The sequence below is a fragment of the Klebsiella sp. HMSC16A12 genome, from assembly GCF_001808265.1.
GTDB lineage: Bacteria > Pseudomonadota > Gammaproteobacteria > Enterobacterales > Enterobacteriaceae > Klebsiella > Klebsiella pneumoniae.
The window spans coordinates 130,482-147,991 of sequence record NZ_KV792542.1 but is presented as its reverse complement, the minus strand read 5'-3'; the positions used below and the strand labels follow the sequence as shown (position 1 = coordinate 147,991).

Annotated in this window: 13 protein-coding genes; 5 read left to right on the top strand and 8 right to left on the bottom strand. The window is 56.6% G+C overall.

The genetic code is table 11. The annotated features are described in order from the left end of the window. Nucleotides 1–7: 7 nt before the first annotated feature. Nucleotides 8–4,468, bottom strand: coding sequence for a glutamate synthase large subunit (gltB, locus tag HMPREF3140_RS03930; protein WP_070552853.1), 4,461 nt, complete (start codon nucleotides 4,466–4,468; stop codon nucleotides 8–10). 673 nt (nucleotides 4,469–5,141) lie between these two features. Here gltB and HMPREF3140_RS03925 point away from each other — a divergent pair. Continuing rightward, a complete protein-coding gene (locus tag HMPREF3140_RS03925; protein ID WP_002918455.1) occupies nucleotides 5,142–6,074 on the top strand; it encodes a tRNA modification radical SAM protein MnmL/YtqA in 933 nt (310 codons plus the stop codon). Nucleotides 6,075–6,125: 51 nt separating this feature from the next. Here the strand turns inward: HMPREF3140_RS03925 and HMPREF3140_RS03920 are convergent, their stop codons facing one another. Together HMPREF3140_RS03920 and HMPREF3140_RS03915 are read right to left on the bottom strand one after the other, a co-directional pair. Further along, nucleotides 6,126–7,409, bottom strand: coding sequence for an MFS transporter (locus HMPREF3140_RS03920; RefSeq protein WP_002918453.1), 1,284 nt, complete (start codon nucleotides 7,407–7,409; stop codon nucleotides 6,126–6,128). 85 nt (nucleotides 7,410–7,494) lie between these two features. Further along, nucleotides 7,495–8,511: a Zn-dependent oxidoreductase gene (locus tag HMPREF3140_RS03915; protein WP_002918451.1), complete on the bottom strand. Its 1,017-nt coding sequence runs from the start codon at nucleotides 8,509–8,511 to the stop codon at nucleotides 7,495–7,497. 296 nt (nucleotides 8,512–8,807) lie between these two features. Here HMPREF3140_RS03915 and uxuA point away from each other — a divergent pair, with 296 nt between their 5' ends. The 4 genes from uxuA to mtgA all read left to right on the top strand — a co-directional run bounded on the left by uxuA (nucleotide 8,808) and on the right by mtgA (nucleotide 13,967). Beyond that, a complete protein-coding gene (gene uxuA / locus HMPREF3140_RS03905; RefSeq protein WP_004174133.1) occupies nucleotides 8,808–9,872 on the top strand; it encodes a mannonate dehydratase in 1,065 nt (354 codons plus the stop codon). Nucleotides 9,873–10,018: 146 nt separating this feature from the next. Further along, nucleotides 10,019–12,358, top strand: coding sequence for an aerobic respiration two-component sensor histidine kinase ArcB (arcB, locus tag HMPREF3140_RS03900; RefSeq protein ID WP_002918444.1), 2,340 nt, complete (start codon nucleotides 10,019–10,021; stop codon nucleotides 12,356–12,358). Between the two features lie 233 nt (nucleotides 12,359–12,591). After that, complete coding sequence (elbB, locus tag HMPREF3140_RS03895) at nucleotides 12,592–13,245, top strand: isoprenoid biosynthesis glyoxalase ElbB (RefSeq protein ID WP_004185856.1); 654 nt, start codon at nucleotides 12,592–12,594, stop codon at nucleotides 13,243–13,245. Next, entirely contained in the window at nucleotides 13,242–13,967 is a 726-nt protein-coding gene (gene mtgA, locus HMPREF3140_RS03890) for a monofunctional biosynthetic peptidoglycan transglycosylase (protein ID WP_070552852.1), read from the top strand. Before elbB ends, mtgA begins: the two co-directional genes overlap by 4 nt. Nucleotides 13,968–14,030: 63 nt before the next feature. Here the strand turns inward: mtgA and npr are convergent, their stop codons facing one another. From npr to rpoN, 5 genes are all read right to left on the bottom strand, one after another. Next, a complete protein-coding gene (gene npr, locus HMPREF3140_RS03885) occupies nucleotides 14,031–14,303 on the bottom strand; it encodes a PTS phosphocarrier protein NPr (RefSeq protein ID WP_002918431.1) in 273 nt (90 codons plus the stop codon). After that, a complete protein-coding gene (gene rapZ / locus HMPREF3140_RS03880) occupies nucleotides 14,300–15,154 on the bottom strand; it encodes an RNase adapter RapZ (RefSeq protein ID WP_002918428.1) in 855 nt (284 codons plus the stop codon). The genes npr and rapZ overlap by 4 nt, the downstream gene beginning before the upstream one ends. A gap of 45 nt (nucleotides 15,155–15,199) precedes the next feature. Beyond that, the gene (ptsN, locus tag HMPREF3140_RS03875) at nucleotides 15,200–15,688 is read right to left on the bottom strand and encodes a PTS IIA-like nitrogen regulatory protein PtsN (RefSeq protein ID WP_004144926.1); all 489 of its coding nucleotides are present in this window, start codon (nucleotides 15,686–15,688) and stop codon (nucleotides 15,200–15,202) included. Between the two features lie 70 nt (nucleotides 15,689–15,758). Beyond that, nucleotides 15,759–16,046, bottom strand: a complete 288-nt coding sequence (gene hpf / locus HMPREF3140_RS03870) for a ribosome hibernation promoting factor (protein ID WP_002918423.1) — start codon at nucleotides 16,044–16,046, stop codon at nucleotides 15,759–15,761. A 22-nt stretch (nucleotides 16,047–16,068) separates the two neighbouring features. Then, nucleotides 16,069–17,502, bottom strand: a complete 1,434-nt coding sequence (gene rpoN, locus HMPREF3140_RS03865; RefSeq protein ID WP_004149952.1) for an RNA polymerase factor sigma-54 — start codon at nucleotides 17,500–17,502, stop codon at nucleotides 16,069–16,071. Between the last annotated feature and the right edge of the window lie 8 nt (nucleotides 17,503–17,510).

Below are 17,510 nucleotides of genomic sequence, written 5' to 3'. Positions count from 1 at the left end.
TAACCCCTTACTGCGCCTGCACCCGCAGCTCAGCTGCGGAACGACTACGGTGACCCAACAGTGCTTTAACATCGCTGGACTTTGGTTTAACCAGCGCAAACTTCGCGGAGAAGGCCGGCCAGTTGGCGAGGATCTCTTCGCCGCGTTGCGAACCGGTAAGCTGTACGTGCTCGGTGATTAAACCGCGCAGGTGCTCTTCATGGATGGCCAGAGAATCAACGTCCAGCACTTCCACCAGCTCCGGGTTCACGCGTTTGCGGAAGTCGCCATCTTCATCCAGGACATAGGCAAAGCCGCCGGTCATCCCTGCGCCAAAGTTGACGCCGGTTTTTCCGAGCACGCAGACGATGCCGCCGGTCATATATTCGCAGCCGTTGTCGCCGATGCCTTCCACCACGGTGATGGCGCCGGAGTTACGCACGGCGAAACGCTCGCCCGCGCGGCCTGCGGCGTACAGACGACCACCGGTCGCGCCGTACAGGCAGGTGTTGCCGATAATACTGGCTTCATGGCTGCGGAACGCAGAGCCCACCGGCGGACGAATGGCCAGCAGACCGCCCGCCATGCCTTTCCCGACGTAGTCGTTGGCGTCGCCAGTCAGATGCAGTTCCACGCCGCCGGCGTTCCACACGCCGAAGCTCTGGCCCGCGGTGCCGCTAAAGTGAGCGACGATCGGGTCGCCCGCCAGTCCCTGGTCGCCATGGGTCTGGGCGATATACCCGGACAGCGAGGCCCCCACGGAGCGGTCGGTGTTACGGATATCAAACCAGAACGTCTTGCTCTGCTTTTCATCCACGTACGGTTTCGCCTGCTGCAGCAGCTGGGCGTTGAGCACGCCGTTATCGAACGGTGGGTTGTTCTCGGTGCAGTACAGCGCTTTGCCCGGATGCGGCTCTGCGGTCTCCAGCAGTTTACCCAGATCCAGTTTCTGCTGCTTGGCGGTGAACCCATCCAGCTCTTTGAGCAGATCGGTGCGGCCAATCAGATCCACCAGACGCTTGACGCCCAGCTGGGCCATCAGCTCGCGGGTCTCACGGGCGATAAATTCAAAGTAGTTGGTCACTTTGGACGGCAGACCGTGATAGTGATTCTTACGCAGTTTGTCATCCTGGGTCGCCACGCCGGTAGCGCAGTTGTTCAGGTGGCAAATACGCAGGTATTTACAGCCCAGCGCGACCATCGGGCCGGTACCGAAACCGAAGCTCTCCGCGCCGAGGATCGCCGCTTTGATGATATCAAGACCGGTTTTCAGGCCGCCATCCACCTGCAGACGGATCTTATGACGCAGACCGTTGGCAACCAGCGCCTGCTGGGTTTCCACCAGGCCGAGCTCCCACGGACAGCCGGCATATTTCACCGAAGAGAGCGGGCTCGCCCCGGTGCCGCCGTCGTAGCCGGCGATGGTGATCAGGTCGGCATAGGCTTTGGCCACGCCGGTGGCGATGGTGCCAACGCCGGGCTCAGAAACCAGTTTGACCGAAATCATCGCTTTCGGATTGACCTGCTTGAGGTCGAAAATCAGCTGCGCCAGATCCTCGATAGAGTAGATATCGTGGTGCGGCGGCGGGGAAATCAGCGTGACGCCCGGTACCGAATAGCGCAGTTTGGCGATGTACGGGGTGACTTTATCACCCGGCAGCTGGCCACCTTCACCCGGTTTCGCCCCCTGGGCGACTTTGATCTGGATGACGTCGGCATTGACCAGGTAGGCTGGCGTGACGCCGAAGCGGCCGGAAGCGACCTGCTTGATGCGCGACACTTTATTAGTGCCGTAGCGCGCCGGGTCTTCACCGCCTTCACCGGAGTTGGAGAAGCCGCCGATGCTGTTCATCGCTTCCGCCAGCGACTCGTGCGCTTCCGGGCTCAGGGCGCCGATCGACATCGCCGCGGTATCGAAGCGTTTAAACAGCTCCTTCGCCGGCTCTACTTCGTCGATGCTGATGGCGTCTTCGCCTGGGTTGAGCGCCAGCAGGTCGCGCAGCGTGGCCGCTGGACGTTCGTTAACCAGTTTCGCGTATTGTTGATAATCGCTGTATTCGCCGCTCTGCACGGCCTGCTGCAGGGTGCGCACCACGTCCGGGTTGTAGGCATGATATTCGCCGCCGTGCACATATTTCAGCAAACCGCCCTGGGCCAGTGGCTTACGCGCCAGCCAGGCGCGTTTCGACAGATTCAGCAGATCCTGCTGGAAGTCGTCGAAGCTGGCGCCGCCGATGCGGCTGACCACGCCCTGGAAGCAGAGCTCGGAGACATCGCGATGCAGACCGACCGCTTCGAACAGCTTCGAGCAGCGGTAGGAGGCGATGGTCGAGATCCCCATCTTGGACATGATCTTATACAGACCTTTATTGATACCGTTGCGATAGTTCAGCATCACCGCACGGTACGGTTTATCGATGGCTTTGCTGTCGACCAGCTTCGCCAGCGTTTCGTAGGCGAGGTATGGATAGATAGCCGTCGCCCCAAAGCCGAGCAGCACGGCGAAGTGGTGCGGATCGCGGGCGCTGGCGGTTTCAACGATGATGTTGGCATCGCAGCGCAGGCTTTTATCGACCAGACGGGTCTGGATCGCGCCAACGGCCATCGGCGCCGGTACCGGCAGACGGTCTTTGGCGATGTTGCGGTCAGAGAGCACCAGCAGCACGGTGCCGTCGCGCACCATTTGCTCCGCTTTATCGCACAGCGCTTTCACCGTCTCGCTGAGGGAGGCCTCTGCCGGGTTGAACGTGATATCGAGGACGTCGGCGCGATAGTGCTCTTCTTCCATCGTCGTCAGCTGTTTAAAATCGGAGTACAGCAGGATCGGCGATTTGAAGCTCAGACGATGCGCCTGGCCTTCCGCTTCGCAGAAGACGTTCATTTCGCGGCCGATGCTGGTAGCCAGCGACATGACGTGCGCTTCGCGCAGCGGGTCGATCGGCGGGTTAGTCACCTGGGCGAACTGCTGACGGAAGTAATCGTAGATAATGCGCGGCTGGCTGGAGAGCACGGCGAAAGGCGTGTCATCGCCCATCGAACCGACTGCTTCCTGGCCATTTTCGCCGAGCACGCGCAGGACGGAGTCCAGCTCTTCCGCGCTGTAGTTAAACTGTTTCTGGTAGCTGGCGAGCGTGTCGTCATCCAGCTGGCGACTGCCAACCTCTTCGTCCGGCAGATCTTCGAACGGCACCAGGCGACGAACGTTTTTCTCCATCCACTCTTTATACGGGTGGCGGCTCTTCAGATCGTCATCGGTTTCCGCTGAGTGCAGAATGCGTCCGGCACGGGTATCGATAACCATCAGCTCGCCCGGGCCCACGCGGCCTTTCTCGACCACTTCGTCAGGCTGGTAATCCCAGATGCCGACTTCGGAGGCGCAGGTGATGAGCTTATCTTTGGTAATGACGTAGCGCGCCGGGCGCAGACCGTTACGGTCGAGGTTACAGGCCGCGTAGCGGCCATCGGACATGACGATGCCCGCCGGGCCGTCCCACGGCTCCATATGCATGGAGTTAAAGTCGAAGAACGAACGCAGCTCCGGATCCATATCCGGGTTGTTCTGCCAGGCTGGCGGCACCAGCAGACGCATGGCGCGCACGATGTCCATCCCGCCGGCCAGCAGCAGCTCCAGCATGTTGTCCATGGAACTGGAGTCGGAGCCGGTTTCGTTAACGAACGGCGCGGCGTCGTGCAGGTCAGGGATCAGCGGGGTCTGGAACTTATAGGTACGGGCGCGGGCCCACTGGCGGTTGCCGGTAATGGTGTTAATTTCACCGTTGTGCGCCAGGTAGCGGAACGGCTGCGCCAACGGCCAGCGTGGTACGGTGTTGGTGGAGAAGCGCTGGTGGAACAGGCAGATAGCCGACTCCAGGCGCAGGTCCGCGAGGTCCAGGTAGAAGCGCGGCAAATCCGCCGGCATACACAGACCTTTATAGATGTTGACCAGATTGGACAAGCTACAAACGTAGAAATCTTTGTCTTCCTGCAGACGTTTTTCAATGCGACGACGCGCAATAAACAGACGGCGCTCCATATCGCGCGGGCGCCAGCCAGCCGGGGCGTTGACAAAGATTTGCTCAATACGGGGCAGCGAGGAGAGGGCGATTTCACCGAGCACGCCTTCGTTGGTCGGCACATCGCGCCAGCCGACAATCGACAGGGTCTCAAGCTGAAGTTCTTCTTCAACGATGCGGCGCGCCGCTTTAGCCAGCTCAGGATCTTTATTCAGGAACAGCATCCCAACGGCGTAGTTTTTGGCTAAACGCCAGCCGCGCTCTTCGGCAACGATGCGGAAGAAACGATCGGGTTTTTGCAGCAGCAGACCGCAACCGTCGCCGGTTTTACCATCGGCAAGGATTGCGCCACGGTGCTGCATGCGGGCCAGTGCGTGTATTGCGGTTCGCACTACCTTGTGGCTAGGTTCGCCTTCTATGTGGGCGATCAGGCCGAAACCACAGTTATCCCTCTCAAGGGATTTGTCGTACAACATATCAGTGAACCTCCCCAGGCTCTACGGACACCCTCCGATACCGATTGCGCACAGGCACAGAAAGAGCATGGCGACGGGGTTTACACCTCGCATTCGCCCTCTTTAAATCCTTTTCGCATCGGTACACAAGTTTGAGGACTTGCTGTTAAGAGGGAATCTCAATTACTGCATAAATATGATGAGCAGAGTGCTCATCCAGAAAGCTTCCAGCGGATTCCCAACTTATCGGGAATCCACACTTACGTCAAATGGCAATCTTATTAATACAAAAATGTGCTATACACAAGTTAACTAATTGTTATTAAAGAAAATAATGGCAATTTTTACGCTTTGAATACGCCTGCTGGTGGTGCGGCTAGTGTGATCTGTCTCACTGTGCACGCGGCTTTGCATTACCAATATGCGCTGAAATATATTTCATTATTAGCATATTTGACTGCAATATTTTTAACTACTGGACATTAATACCGTTTTTTACCAGAAAGCAGATTAGGGCAATGCGAAGATAAAATATAAGGAAAACTCATCACCTGGTGGTTGAATGAAATTGCAGTAATCTTGATTGTTTATGCAATAGGGTTGGTCGCCGCGCTGACGATTGATCCAGGTCATCGCCGTCGGTGACGAAAAGTGGCAGGCTTGGCCCCCTTTGTTGAGGGCGGTCTATCAGATTATGCAGTTACAGAAATTAGTCAATATGTTTGGTGGGGATCTTATGCGTCGCTATGGCGAAAAGGTCCATAAGCTAACGCTGCACGGCGGTTTTAGCTGCCCAAACCGCGACGGCACGCTGGGCCGCGGCGGTTGCACTTTCTGTAACGTGGCATCGTTTGCCGATGAGGCGCAGCAGCATCGCTCTATCGCCGAACAGCTCGCTCATCAGGCGCAGCTCGTCAACCGTGCGAAGCGCTATCTGGCCTATTTTCAGGCCTACACCAGCACCTTCGCTGAAGTGCAGGTGCTCCGTTCAATGTATCGTCAGGCCGTCAGTGCCGCAAATATCGTTGGCCTGTGCGTCGGCACCCGCCCGGACTGCGTTCCGCAGGCGGTCCTTGACCTGCTGAGTGAATACCATCAGCAAGGGTATGAGGTATGGCTGGAGCTGGGGCTGCAAACTGCTCATGACAAGACCCTGCATCGCATTAACCGTGGACACGATTTCGCCTGTTATCAGCGTACCGCGCGCCTGGCGCGAGAGCGGGGGCTGAAAGTCTGTGCGCATCTGATCGTCGGTCTGCCCGGAGAGAGCCAGGGGCATTGTCTGCAGACGCTGGAGCAGGTAGTGGCGACCGGCGTGGATGGGATCAAATTGCATCCACTGCATATTGTGAAAGGCAGCATTATGGCCAAAGCGTGGCAGGCCGGGCGTCTCGATGGCATTGAGCTGGAGGCGTATACCGTCACCGCTGGAGAGATGATCCGCCATACGCCGCCGGAGGTGATCTACCACCGTATTTCCGCCAGCGCCCGTCGGCCCACGCTGTTGGCGCCGCTGTGGTGTGAAAATCGCTGGACCGGCATGGTTGAACTGGATCGTTATCTGAATCAGCAGGGCGCTCAGGGCTCGGCGCTGGGCCGTAGCTGGGTTGCTCCCCAGGCTGAGTGAGAAGTACGAGCGTGATGTCCGGAACAATGCCGGACATCGCGCTCCTGCCATTTATGCCTGGCTGGCTTTCATCGTCACACGCGGAGTTTTGATCACGAACAGCACCAGCAGGGCGCCAAGCGCGGCGATAGTGCCGGCGAGTACGAAAGCGCTGTCAAATTTACCAGTAGACTGCACGATATAGCCGGTAACAATCGGCCCCACGATGCCGGAGACGCTGCCGATAAGATGGATAAAGCCGCTGGCGCCGCCGACGCGGGATTTATGCACCACGTCCTGGATAATCGCCCAGTAGATCGCCCCGGTTACATAGAGGAAAAAGATGGAGACCGACATCAGCAGAACGGCAGGCACGACGCTGCTGACGGTACCCGCCAGTCCCACGCAGATAGCGGCCATCAGCAGGCATACCACCAGCACAATTTTGCGCGACAGCAGCAGGCGCCCGGTGAGTTTAAAAATTTTATCGGAAATATAGCCCCCAAGCGCCAGACCGACAAAGCCGACTATCCATGGGATCATAGTGGTAAGGCTCATCTGTTTAATATCCAGATGGTGCTGTTGTACCAGATAGGACGGGAACCAGCTGAGAAAGAAAAACAGAATATAGTTGTAGCAGAAGAAGGCAAATGCCGTTACCAGAATAATTGGCTGTTTCAAATAATAACCCAGCGAGTGAGCTGTTTGATTTTCTATTGTTTCCAGCGCGACTTCTTCTTCTTTCATTTTATTAATCAGCTTAAGTTCTTCCTGGCTGACTTTTTTGTGCTTTTCGGGCGAATTAGCGGCAATGAAAAACCACGCTATCATCCATACAATACCGATAGCGAAAATAATCATAAAAGCCGGGCGCCAGCCGAATGCCAGGGCCAGGTAACCGACGATGGGGCCGGCGACCGCGCCGCCCAGCGGAGAGCCTGCGCTGAGAAAGCCGACGGCGGTAGCCGCTTGCTTTTTAGGAAACCAGCCGTTGATCATCTTGTTCGCCGATGCGCAGATCGGGCCTTCCGCCATCCCGAAAAGCACCCGCAGCACCAGCATGGAATAAAAGCCGGTGGCTACCGCGGTTAAGCCGCAAAACAGCGACCACAGACCGACCGCCAGGCCCATTACCAGCGTTGCGCCAAACTTATCCACGGCCAAACCGCCAATAAAATTAAATACCGCGTAGCCGAAGAAAAAGCTGCCGAAAATAATGCCGAATTGTTCAGCGTTAAGTGCAAGGTCCTTTTCAATCATCGGGACCGTAATGGATAATGCCACCCGGTCAAGATAATTTATCATATATACTAAAAATAATAACAGGACGATAATCCAGCGGATATTTTTTCCCATGATAACACCATGCTCATTATATTATTTATATCAGGCGCGGCGGATACGCAGATATCCGTCGGCCGTTATTCTATACGATGCCGGTTTAACCCAGCTGCAGCAGCACTTTGCAGCAGGTCTTACGGTCGTTAGCAAAAATCTCCATGGCCTCTTTCACCTGCTCCAGCGGCATACAATGGGTGATTAACGCCTCCGGACGAATAAGGCCTTTCTCCATCCAGTCGATGACCAGCGGAAAACGCCCGCTGTTCAGCCGGGAGGAGAAAATAGAAATTTCTTTACTGGTGATGCTTTGCTGAGTGAGGGTCGAGGCCTCGCCGGAGAAACCGAGTATACCGATGCGGGCGGCGGGGGAGGCGAGGAGAATGGCTTCCTGCAGGATCGCCGGGTGGCAGGCGGCATCAATGACCAGCGTGGGGGCAAGCTGCCGCTGCGCCAGCTGTTCCGCGAGCGGCTGGTCAGTGTTATCGAGCGTCAGATCGGCGCCGTTTTCCCGGGCCATCTGCAGACGTTCGGCAATGCGATCCACGACGATCACCTGCTTAACGCCATATACCCCCTTTAGCGCCTGAATGATTGTCAGCCCCATCGGGCCAGCGCCGTAAACCAGGGCAATATCTTGCGCCGTGGGCTGCAGCTGGGCGGTAATATTTGCCGCGATGGTAAAAGGCTCAACCATCGTTGCCTGACGGTCGCTGATAGCCTCGGGGATGCGCCAGGCATTTTTCGCCGGCACGCAGGCATAGTCGCTAAATCCCCCGTCGCGGTGAACTCCTATGACCTGGAGCTGCGTACAGACATTCGGCCTTCCTACCGAGCAAGGATAACAATGGCCGCAGCTGACAACGGGGTCCACCGCGACACGCTCGCCGATGCGTGCCGGAGATACCTGCTCGCCGACGGCGTCGATGATGCCATAGAATTCATGGCCGATGACGCGGGGATATTTCGCGAAAGGGTTGTGGCCGTGATAGATGTGTACATCGGAACCACAGATCCCGGCAAAAGCAATTTTCACCCGTACTTCATGGGCGCCCGGAACTGGAACCGGACGTGATTCAATGTTCAGTTGGCCTGGCTCTTTGACGACGACGCTTCTCATTTTGATTCCTTCCATTGTCTTTTTTCTGAACAAATTACGCTACTTTTATTACCATACAAGTATGCAAAAGATCATAATCAGGCCTGGATCACATTTGAGAAAGCTCGGCAGAAAAAGCCATGGCATGATTAATCTATTGAAATAAATTGAAAAAAATTATGAATGCACCGACGCATTCACCGCTGGCGAGCCGGTCGGCAGGAATGTGATCGCTATCACGACAGCCAACGCTCAATCATCTATGATTACTGGTATGGTAGTAGGGTAAATTAAACTAAGTTGAGCAGGTGAAGACAATGCAGATGACAATGCGCTGGTTTGGACCAGAGGAAGACAAGATTTCATTAGAACATATTCGCCAGGTGCCTGGCGTTGAGGGGGTGGTCGGCGCGCTCTACGACGTCGCGGTGGGCGAAGTATGGCCGGTGGATAAAATTGAGCGTCTGGTCGGTCAGGCCCATGCCGCAGGCCTGAAAATGGAGGTGATCGAGAGCGTCAACATCCATGACGACATCAAAATCGGCCTACCTACCCGTGACCGCTATATTGCCAACTACCAGCAGACCATCCGCAACCTTGCCCGCTTTGGCGTTAAAGTCATCTGCTATAACTTCATGCCGGTTTTCGACTGGATGAAGACGGATATGAACTACGTCCTGCCGGATGGCTCGCTGACGATGGCGTTTGAGAAGAAAGATATCGATAAGCGGCTGGAAGACGTGGTGAAGGAGGTGCTTGAGAATTCAAACGGCTTCGCCTTGCCGGGCTGGGAGCCGGAACGGCTGGCGGAGGTGCAGACCCTGTTTGCCAAATATAGCGCGGTGGATGATCAGAAGCTGCGGGAGAACCTGGTTTATTTTCTGCAGGCGGTGATCCCGGTTTGCGAAGAGGTTGGGGTGAAAATGGCGATCCACCCGGACGACCCGCCGTACTCCATTTTTGGCCTGCCGCGGGTGGTCAAAAACCGCGACGATCTGGACTGGATCTGCCGGGCCGTCGATTCACCCGCCAACGGCATTACGCTCTGCACCGGCTCGATTGCCGAAGATCCTGATAATGACGTGTACGCCATCCTGGCCGAATTTACGCGGCGTAAGCGAATTCATTTTGCCCACGTCCGCAATATAAAGCTGATGCAGGATAAAGACTTTTACGAGTGCGCCCATCCGTCAGAGTACGGCTCCCTGGATATGTACAAAGTGATGCAAGCGCTGTATGACAACGGATTCGACGGCTATATTCGCCCGGATCATGGTCGCTTTATCTGGGGAGAGACCGGACGGCCGGGCTATGGCTTGTTCGACCGCGCCCTCGGCGTGACCTACCTGAAAGGACTCTGGGAGGCGTTAAGCAAGCGTTAATCCCTCTCCTGATCCCCCTCTTTTGCGGCTGGTTCGCCTCAGCGGCCGGCCGCCGTATCGACTCCTGCCCGCATTTTTTGCACAACTTACAGCGCATTGCTCAGAATTGAGTATTATTGTGCGGAGTTGTCGTGAAGGAATCCCCTATGAAGCAAATTCGTATGCTGGCGCAGTATTATGTCGACCTGATGATGAAGCTGGGTCTGGTCCGCTTTTCGATGCTGTTGGCTCTTGCGCTGGTGGTACTGGCCATCGTGGTACAGATGGCGGTTACCATGGTGCTGCATGGCCAGGTTGAAAGTATCGACGTTATCCGCTCTATCTTCTTTGGCCTGCTGATCACGCCTTGGGCGGTCTACTTTCTCTCGGTGGTGGTGGAGCAGCTCGAAGAGTCCCGTCAGCGTCTTTCGCGGCTGGTGGACAAGCTGGAGGAGATGCGTGAGCGCGATCTAAAGCTGAACGTCCAACTGAAAGATAACATCGCGCAGTTGAATCAGGAGATTGGCGAACGTGAAAAAGCGGAAGCCGAGCGCGAGACCACCCTCGAGCAGTTGAAGATTGAGATGAAAGAGCGTGAAGAGACGCAGATCCAGCTCGAACAGCAATCCTCCTTTCTGCGCTCTTTCCTTGATGCTTCCCCGGACCTGGTCTTCTATCGCAATGAGGATAAGGAGTTTTCAGGCTGTAACCGGGCGATGGAGCTGCTGACCGGCAAAAGCGAAAAACAGCTGATCCACCTCAAACCGCAGGACGTCTATAGCGAAGAGGCGGCGGAAAAGGTACTGGAGACCGACGAGAAGGTGTTCCGCCATAATGTATCGCTGACCTATGAGCAGTGGCTGGACTATCCCGATGGCCGCAAAGCGTGCTTTGAAATCCGCAAGGTCCCCTACTACGATCGCGTCGGTAAGCGTCGCGGCCTGATGGGCTTCGGCCGCGATATCACCGAACGTAAACGCTATCAGGACGCTCTTGAGCGCGCCAGCCGGGATAAAACCACCTTTATTTCCACCATCAGTCATGAGCTGCGTACCCCGCTAAACGGGATCGTCGGGCTGAGCCGAATTTTGCTGGATACCGAACTGACCAGCGAGCAGGAAAAATACCTGAAAACTATCCATGTCTCGGCGGTGACGCTGGGGAATATCTTCAATGATATTATCGACATGGACAAAATGGAGCGCCGCAAGGTGCAGCTCGATAACCAGCCGGTGGACTTCACCAGCTTCCTTGCCGACCTTGAAAACCTATCCGGCCTGCAGGCACAGCAGAAGGGGCTGCGCTTTGTGCTGGAGCCGAGCCTGCCGCTGCCGCATAAGGTAATCACGGATGGGACCCGCCTGCGGCAGATCCTGTGGAATCTTATCAGTAACGCCGTGAAGTTTACCCCGCAGGGCGGAGGGGTAAACGTCCGCGTGCGCTATGACGAAGGCGATATCCTGCACTTCGAAGTGGAAGACTCCGGAATTGGTATTCCTGAAGCGGAACAGGACAAAATTTTCGCCATGTATTACCAGGTCAAAGACAGCCACGGCGGCAAACCGGCCACCGGAACCGGGATTGGTCTCGCCGTCTCGCGTCGCCTGGCGCGTAATATGGGCGGTGATATCAGCGTTACCAGCCAGCCGGGTAAAGGGGCGACCTTTACGCTTACCGTCCATGCGCCTGCCATTGCGGAAGAAGTGGAAGATACGCTGGCGGAAGACGACATGCCATTACCGGCGCTCAACGTGCTGCTGGTTGAGGACATTGAGCTCAACGTTATTGTGGCCCGTTCAGTGCTGGAAAAACTGGGTAACAGCGTTGATGTGGCGATGACCGGGAAAGCCGCGCTGGAGATGTTTGAGCCAGGCGAATATGACCTTGTGCTGTTGGATATTCAGTTACCGGACATGACCGGACTGGATATTTCCCGGGAACTGAAACAGCGCTTTGCCGCTGACGAGCTACCGCCGCTGGTCGCCCTGACCGCCAACGTGCTGAAGAATAAAAAAGAGTATCTCGACGCCGGGATGGACGATGTATTGAGTAAGCCGCTATCGGTGCCAGCGCTAACGGCCATGATCAAGAAATTCTGGGATGCACCGGATGAGGAAGCGCAGGAAGCGCCGGCGGCCGATCTGCATAAAGCCGACGCGGTGCTGGATACCGATATGCTGGAGCAATATATCGAGCTGGTGGGACCGAAGCTTATCAACGATGGTCTCGCGGTGTTTGAGAAGATGATGCCGGGCTACATGTCCGTTCTGGAGTCTAATCTGACCGCCCGCGACCAAAAAGGGATTGTCGAAGAGGGGCATAAGATCAAAGGGGCGGCCGGTTCTATCGGACTGCGCCACATCCAGCAGCTGGGCCAGCAGATCCAGACTCCGGATCTGCCTGCCTGGTCTGATAATGTCGCTGAATGGGTTGAAGAGATGAAATCCGAGTGGCAAAACGATGTAGCGGTACTGAAGGCGTGGGTGGCGAAAGCCAGCAAAAAATGACCCCGGACAGACCGGGGTGCGCGAATACTGCGCCAACACCAGGGAACTGGTGGTTGAGCCAGTGTTGTTTGAGTGATGTTGTTACGTGGCGCAACCGAAGAAGTGGATTGCTCGCTCATTAAGATAGCAAAGCTTAACTAATTTGTTACATGAATCAGTAAAATATGTGAAGCATAGCGAGTTAATCGACATTTTTGACTGGTTTCAGCGAGTTGCATGGAGGAGCGAAAGCGATGAAAAAAATTGGTGTGGTACTGGGCGGCTGCGGCGTGTACGACGGCAGTGAAATCCATGAGGCGGTGATTACCCTGCTGGCGATCGCGCGCAACGGCGCGCAGGCAGTGTGCTTTGCGCCCGATAAACCGCAGCGCGATGTCATCAACCATCTGACCGGGGAGGCGATGCCAGAGCAGCGCAATGTGCTGGTGGAAGCAGCGCGTATCGCCCGCGGCGACATCCTGCCGCTGGTGCAGGCGCGTGCGGAGACGCTGGACGCGCTGATCGTCCCTGGCGGCTTCGGCGCGGCGAAAAATCTAAGCAGCTTCGCCGCCGAGGGCAGCGAATGCCAGGTGGATCCCGATCTGCGGGCCCTGGCGCTGGCGATGCATCAGACCGGCAAGCCGCTGGGCTTTATGTGCATTGCCCCGGCGATGCTACCGAAGATCTTTGCGTTTCCGCTGCGGATAACCATTGGGACCGATCTTGATACCGCCGATGTGGTGGAAGAGATGGGGGCAGAGCACGTGCCTTGCCCGGTCGACGACATCGTGGTGGATGAAGACAACAAAGTGGTCACCACTCCGGCGTATATGCTGGCGGAGGACATTGCGCAAGCCGCCACCGGAATTGAGAAGCTGGTGGCCCGCGTGCTGGCGCTGAGCGCATGAGGCTCCGCGTTGCGCCCCTTGCGCTGCTGAAACGTCTGGCATTGCGTCTGCTGCTGATCGCCGCCGTCCTCTGGGGCGGGGGGATCGCGCTGTTTAGCGTGCTGCCGGTGCCGTTTTCGGCGGTGATGCTTGAGCGGCAGGTGAGCGCCTGGCTGTCCGGCGATTTCCATTATCTGGCGCATTCCGACTGGGTTGCCATGGATAAGATCTCCCCATGGATGGGGCTGGCGGTGATTGCCGCCGAAGATCAGAAGTTCCCGGAACACTGGGGGTTCGACGTGTCGGCGATTGAGAAAGCGCTGGCGCACAATGAACGTCACGAGACCCGCATCCGCGGCGCGTCAACGCTGTCGCAGCAGACGGCGAAAAACCTGTTTTTATGGGATGGCCGCAGCTGGCTGCGTAAGGGGCTGGAAGCCGGGCTGACAGTCGGGATCGAAACCGTGTGGAGTAAAAAGCGGATCCTGACCGTCTACCTGAATATTGCCGAGTTCGGCGATGGGATATTTGGTGTGGAAGCGGCCGCCCAGCGCTATTTTCATAAACCCGCCAGTCAGCTGACGCCGGGGGAAGCGGCTCTGCTGGCCGCGGTGCTGCCGAACCCGATCCGCTATCGCGCCGATGCGCCGTCAGGCTATGTGCGCAGTCGTCAGGCCTGGATCTTACGCCAGATGCGACAGCTGGGCGGGAAAGGGTTCATGCGCGAGCATAAGCTCTATTAGCAGGTTACTCCGGCGCCGGGGCTGGTACAGTCGTCAGTCGTCCGTCGCCGGGAAGCGTCACGTTTAGTCTTCGTCAAAGCCAGCGTTAAACAGGGCAATCACCGCGGCGAGGGCTTCAACTTCCTGCGGACCGCTGGCCTCCACCTCTATCTGTCGCCCTTTCGCCGAGTCCAGCATCAGCAGGGCAATCACGCTGTTGGCTTCCGCCTCCGTGCCTTCATCGTTGCGCAGCAGTACTTCGGCATCGAAATTCTGCATCAGTTCGAACAGCTTCATCGCCGGGCGGGCGTGCATGCCCAGCTTATTGGTGATTTCAACGGTCTGCTTTACGGTCATGATTTACGTTTTTCCAGCGTCCGATGACGAGACTGCACGTTCTTGCCGCGCGAGCGGAAGTAGTCAGCCAGTTGTTCAGCAATATAAACCGAACGATGTTTACCGCCGGTACAGCCAATGGCCACCGTCAGATAGCTGCGATTGTTGGTCTCCAGCATCGGTAACCATAGCTCAAGATAGCTTCGGGTCTGATAAATAAAGTTGTGCACTTCAGTGTGCCGATCGAGGAAGGCGGCCACTGGTTTATCCAGGCCGGTCATTGGACGCAGTTTCGGATCCCAGTGCGGGTTGGGCAGAAAGCGCACGTCAAAGACGTAATCGGCATCGATCGGAATACCGTGCTTGAAGCCGAAGGATTCGAAGACCATCGTCAGTTCACGCTCGCGTTTACCCAGCAGTCGGGTACGCAGCATCTCGGCCAGCTCATGCACCGACATTTCCGACGTATCGACGATCAGATCGGCGCGGGAGCGCAGGGGCTCCAGCAGATCGCTCTCTTCGTCGATGGCGCTTTCCAGCGAAAGATTCTTGCTGGAGAGCGGGTGCAGGCGACGGGTATCGCTGTACCGGCGGATCAGGGTATTGCGGTCGGCATCAAGGAACAGCAGCTGCGGAGAAAAACATTCCGGCAGATTCTGCATCGCCTGCTCGAAGATCTCCGGGGATTCCGGCATGTTACGCACGTCGATGCTGACGGCCGCGGAGATATTACGGTCAGCCAGCGACCGCGCCAGGTCGGGCAGCAGCACGACCGGCAGGTTATCCACGCAGTAAAAGCCCATATCTTCCAGCGCTCGCAGAGCGACGGATTTCCCCGAGCCCGAGCGGCCGCTGACGATCATCAGTACCATGTACCGTTTCTCCTCAGTACGATAAAGGATAAGGTGCGACTGCCGTTATGCGTCATCGCTGCTTCCTGCTTCGGTAATGATCTCATACAACTCTTCATCGCTCTGCGCCGCGCGCAGGCGACGACAAATCGCTTTGTCCGCCAGCCGTTTGGCCACCAGGGAGAGCGTATGCAGGTGAGTTTTTGTCTGGTCGGCCGGCACCAGCAGCGCGAACAGCAGGTCGACAGGCTGATTGTCGATCGCGTCGAAGGCGATGGGGGTTTCCAGCTGGACAAAAACGCCGACAGCACGCAGCGTATCCTCTTCCAGTTTTCCGTGGGGAATGGCAATACCATTGCCGATCCCGGTACTGCCCATTTTTTCGCGGGTGAGGATCGCTTCGAACACCACCTGCGGCGGCAAACTTAACTGTTTGGCGGCCAGTTCGCTGATGATTTCCAGAGCACGCTTCTTGCTCTGGCAGTGCACCTGGCTACGGGTACATTCCTGGTTCAGGACGTTGCTCAGTTGTAGAGCCGAATCGTTGTTCATCATAATTTCACCTGAGCGCCCCCGCGCCCGTCGCCGATGATATCCAGCGGCGGGCGCAAGGGGGCCCGGACAATTAGTGTTGTTTTAGTTTATCTTTGTGCTTCGTTAACTGTCTTGCCAGCTTGTCGATAAGACCATCGACAGCCGCATACATATCCTGCCCTTCCGCACTGGCATGGATTTCGCCACCGTTGACATGCAGATTCGCGTCCGCAATTTGCGTCACTTTCTCTACTTTTAACACAATATAGACCTGATTGATCCGGTCGAAAAATTGCTCCAGCTTGCTGAACTTCGCCGTAACGAATTCGCGCATCGCAGGCGTAATTTCGACGTTGTGTCCTGTAATGTTGAGCTGCATAGTGTCTTCCTTATCGGTTATGTCAGACCAGTTGTTTACGCTGGTTTGACGGCGGGATGGATAAAGACTCTCTGTACTTCGCGACAGTGCGGCGCGCCACCATAATACCCTGCTCGGACAGCATGGAGGTGAGCTTACTGTCGCTCAACGGTTTCGCGGGGTTTTCCGCGGCGATGAGCTTCTTCACCAGCGCGCGAATCGCCGTCGACGAGGCTTCGCCTCCGCCTTCGGTATTCACATGGCTGGAGAAGAAATACTTCAGTTCAAAAATACCGCGCGGACTGTGCAGATATTTTTGCGTGGTGACACGGGAAATCGTCGATTCATGCATCTCGACGGCCTGGGCGATATCGGCCAGCACCATCGGCTTCATATACTCTTCACCCTGTTCGAAAAAAGCCTGCTGCTGCTCTACGATGCAGCGGCTGACGCGCAGCAGGGTATCGTTGCGGCTTTCCAGACTTTTAATCAGCCAGCGGGCTTCCTGCAGATTGCTGCGAATGTACTGGCCGTCGGCGTCATTGCGGGCGCTGTTGCCCATTGCCGCATACTGCTGATTTATTTTCAACCGTGGAATGCTGTCGGCGTTGAGCTCGACGGTCCAGCGGCCGCTCACCTTGCGCACCAGCACATCCGGGATGACATATTCCGGTTCGCTGGTCTGAATGGACTGGCCAGGGCGAGGATCCAGGGACTGGATCAGATTGACCGCCTCTTTAAGCACCTCTTCTTTCAGGCGGGTGACTCGCATTAGAGTGCGGAAATCATGGTTGGCCAGCAGATCAAGATGGTCGCTGATAATCAGCCGGGCCTCTTCCAGCCACGGCGTCTCTTTAGCAAATTGCGACAGCTGGATCAGCAGGCAGTCGCGCAGATCTTTCGCTGCGACGCCAACCGGATCAAAACGCTGGATTCGCTTGAGGACCGCTTCCACCTCCTCCAGGCCGATCTCGTCATCGCCGATGCTGTCGACAATATCTTCAATCTGAATCGTGAGGTAGCCCGTATCGTCGACGGCGTCGACGATAGAGGTGGCAATAGCGCGGTCGGTGTCGGTGAAAGGCGTCAGCTCAACCTGCCACATCAGATAGTCCTGCAGCGTCTGGGTGGTCTCGCCTTGATAGACGGGAAGCTCGTCGTCCTGATAGTCGACGCCGTTACCCGACGGCGTGCCAGCGGTATAGATTTCATCCCAGCTGGCATCGAGAGGCAGTTCGTCGGGCATCTCTTTTTGCTCAAGCGCATCGACGGTATCGAGGGACTCGCGGTCCTCCACCTCTTTTGCCTCTACCTCGTCGTGAAGATCGGTTTGCTCAAGCAACGGGTTACTTTCCAGCGCTTGCTGGAGCTCTTGCTGGAGTTCTAACGTGGACAACTGCAGCAAACGAATCGCCTGCTGCAGCTGCGGCGTCATGGCAAGCTGTTGGCTAAGCCTTAATTGCAAACCTTGCTTCATGTTCAGGG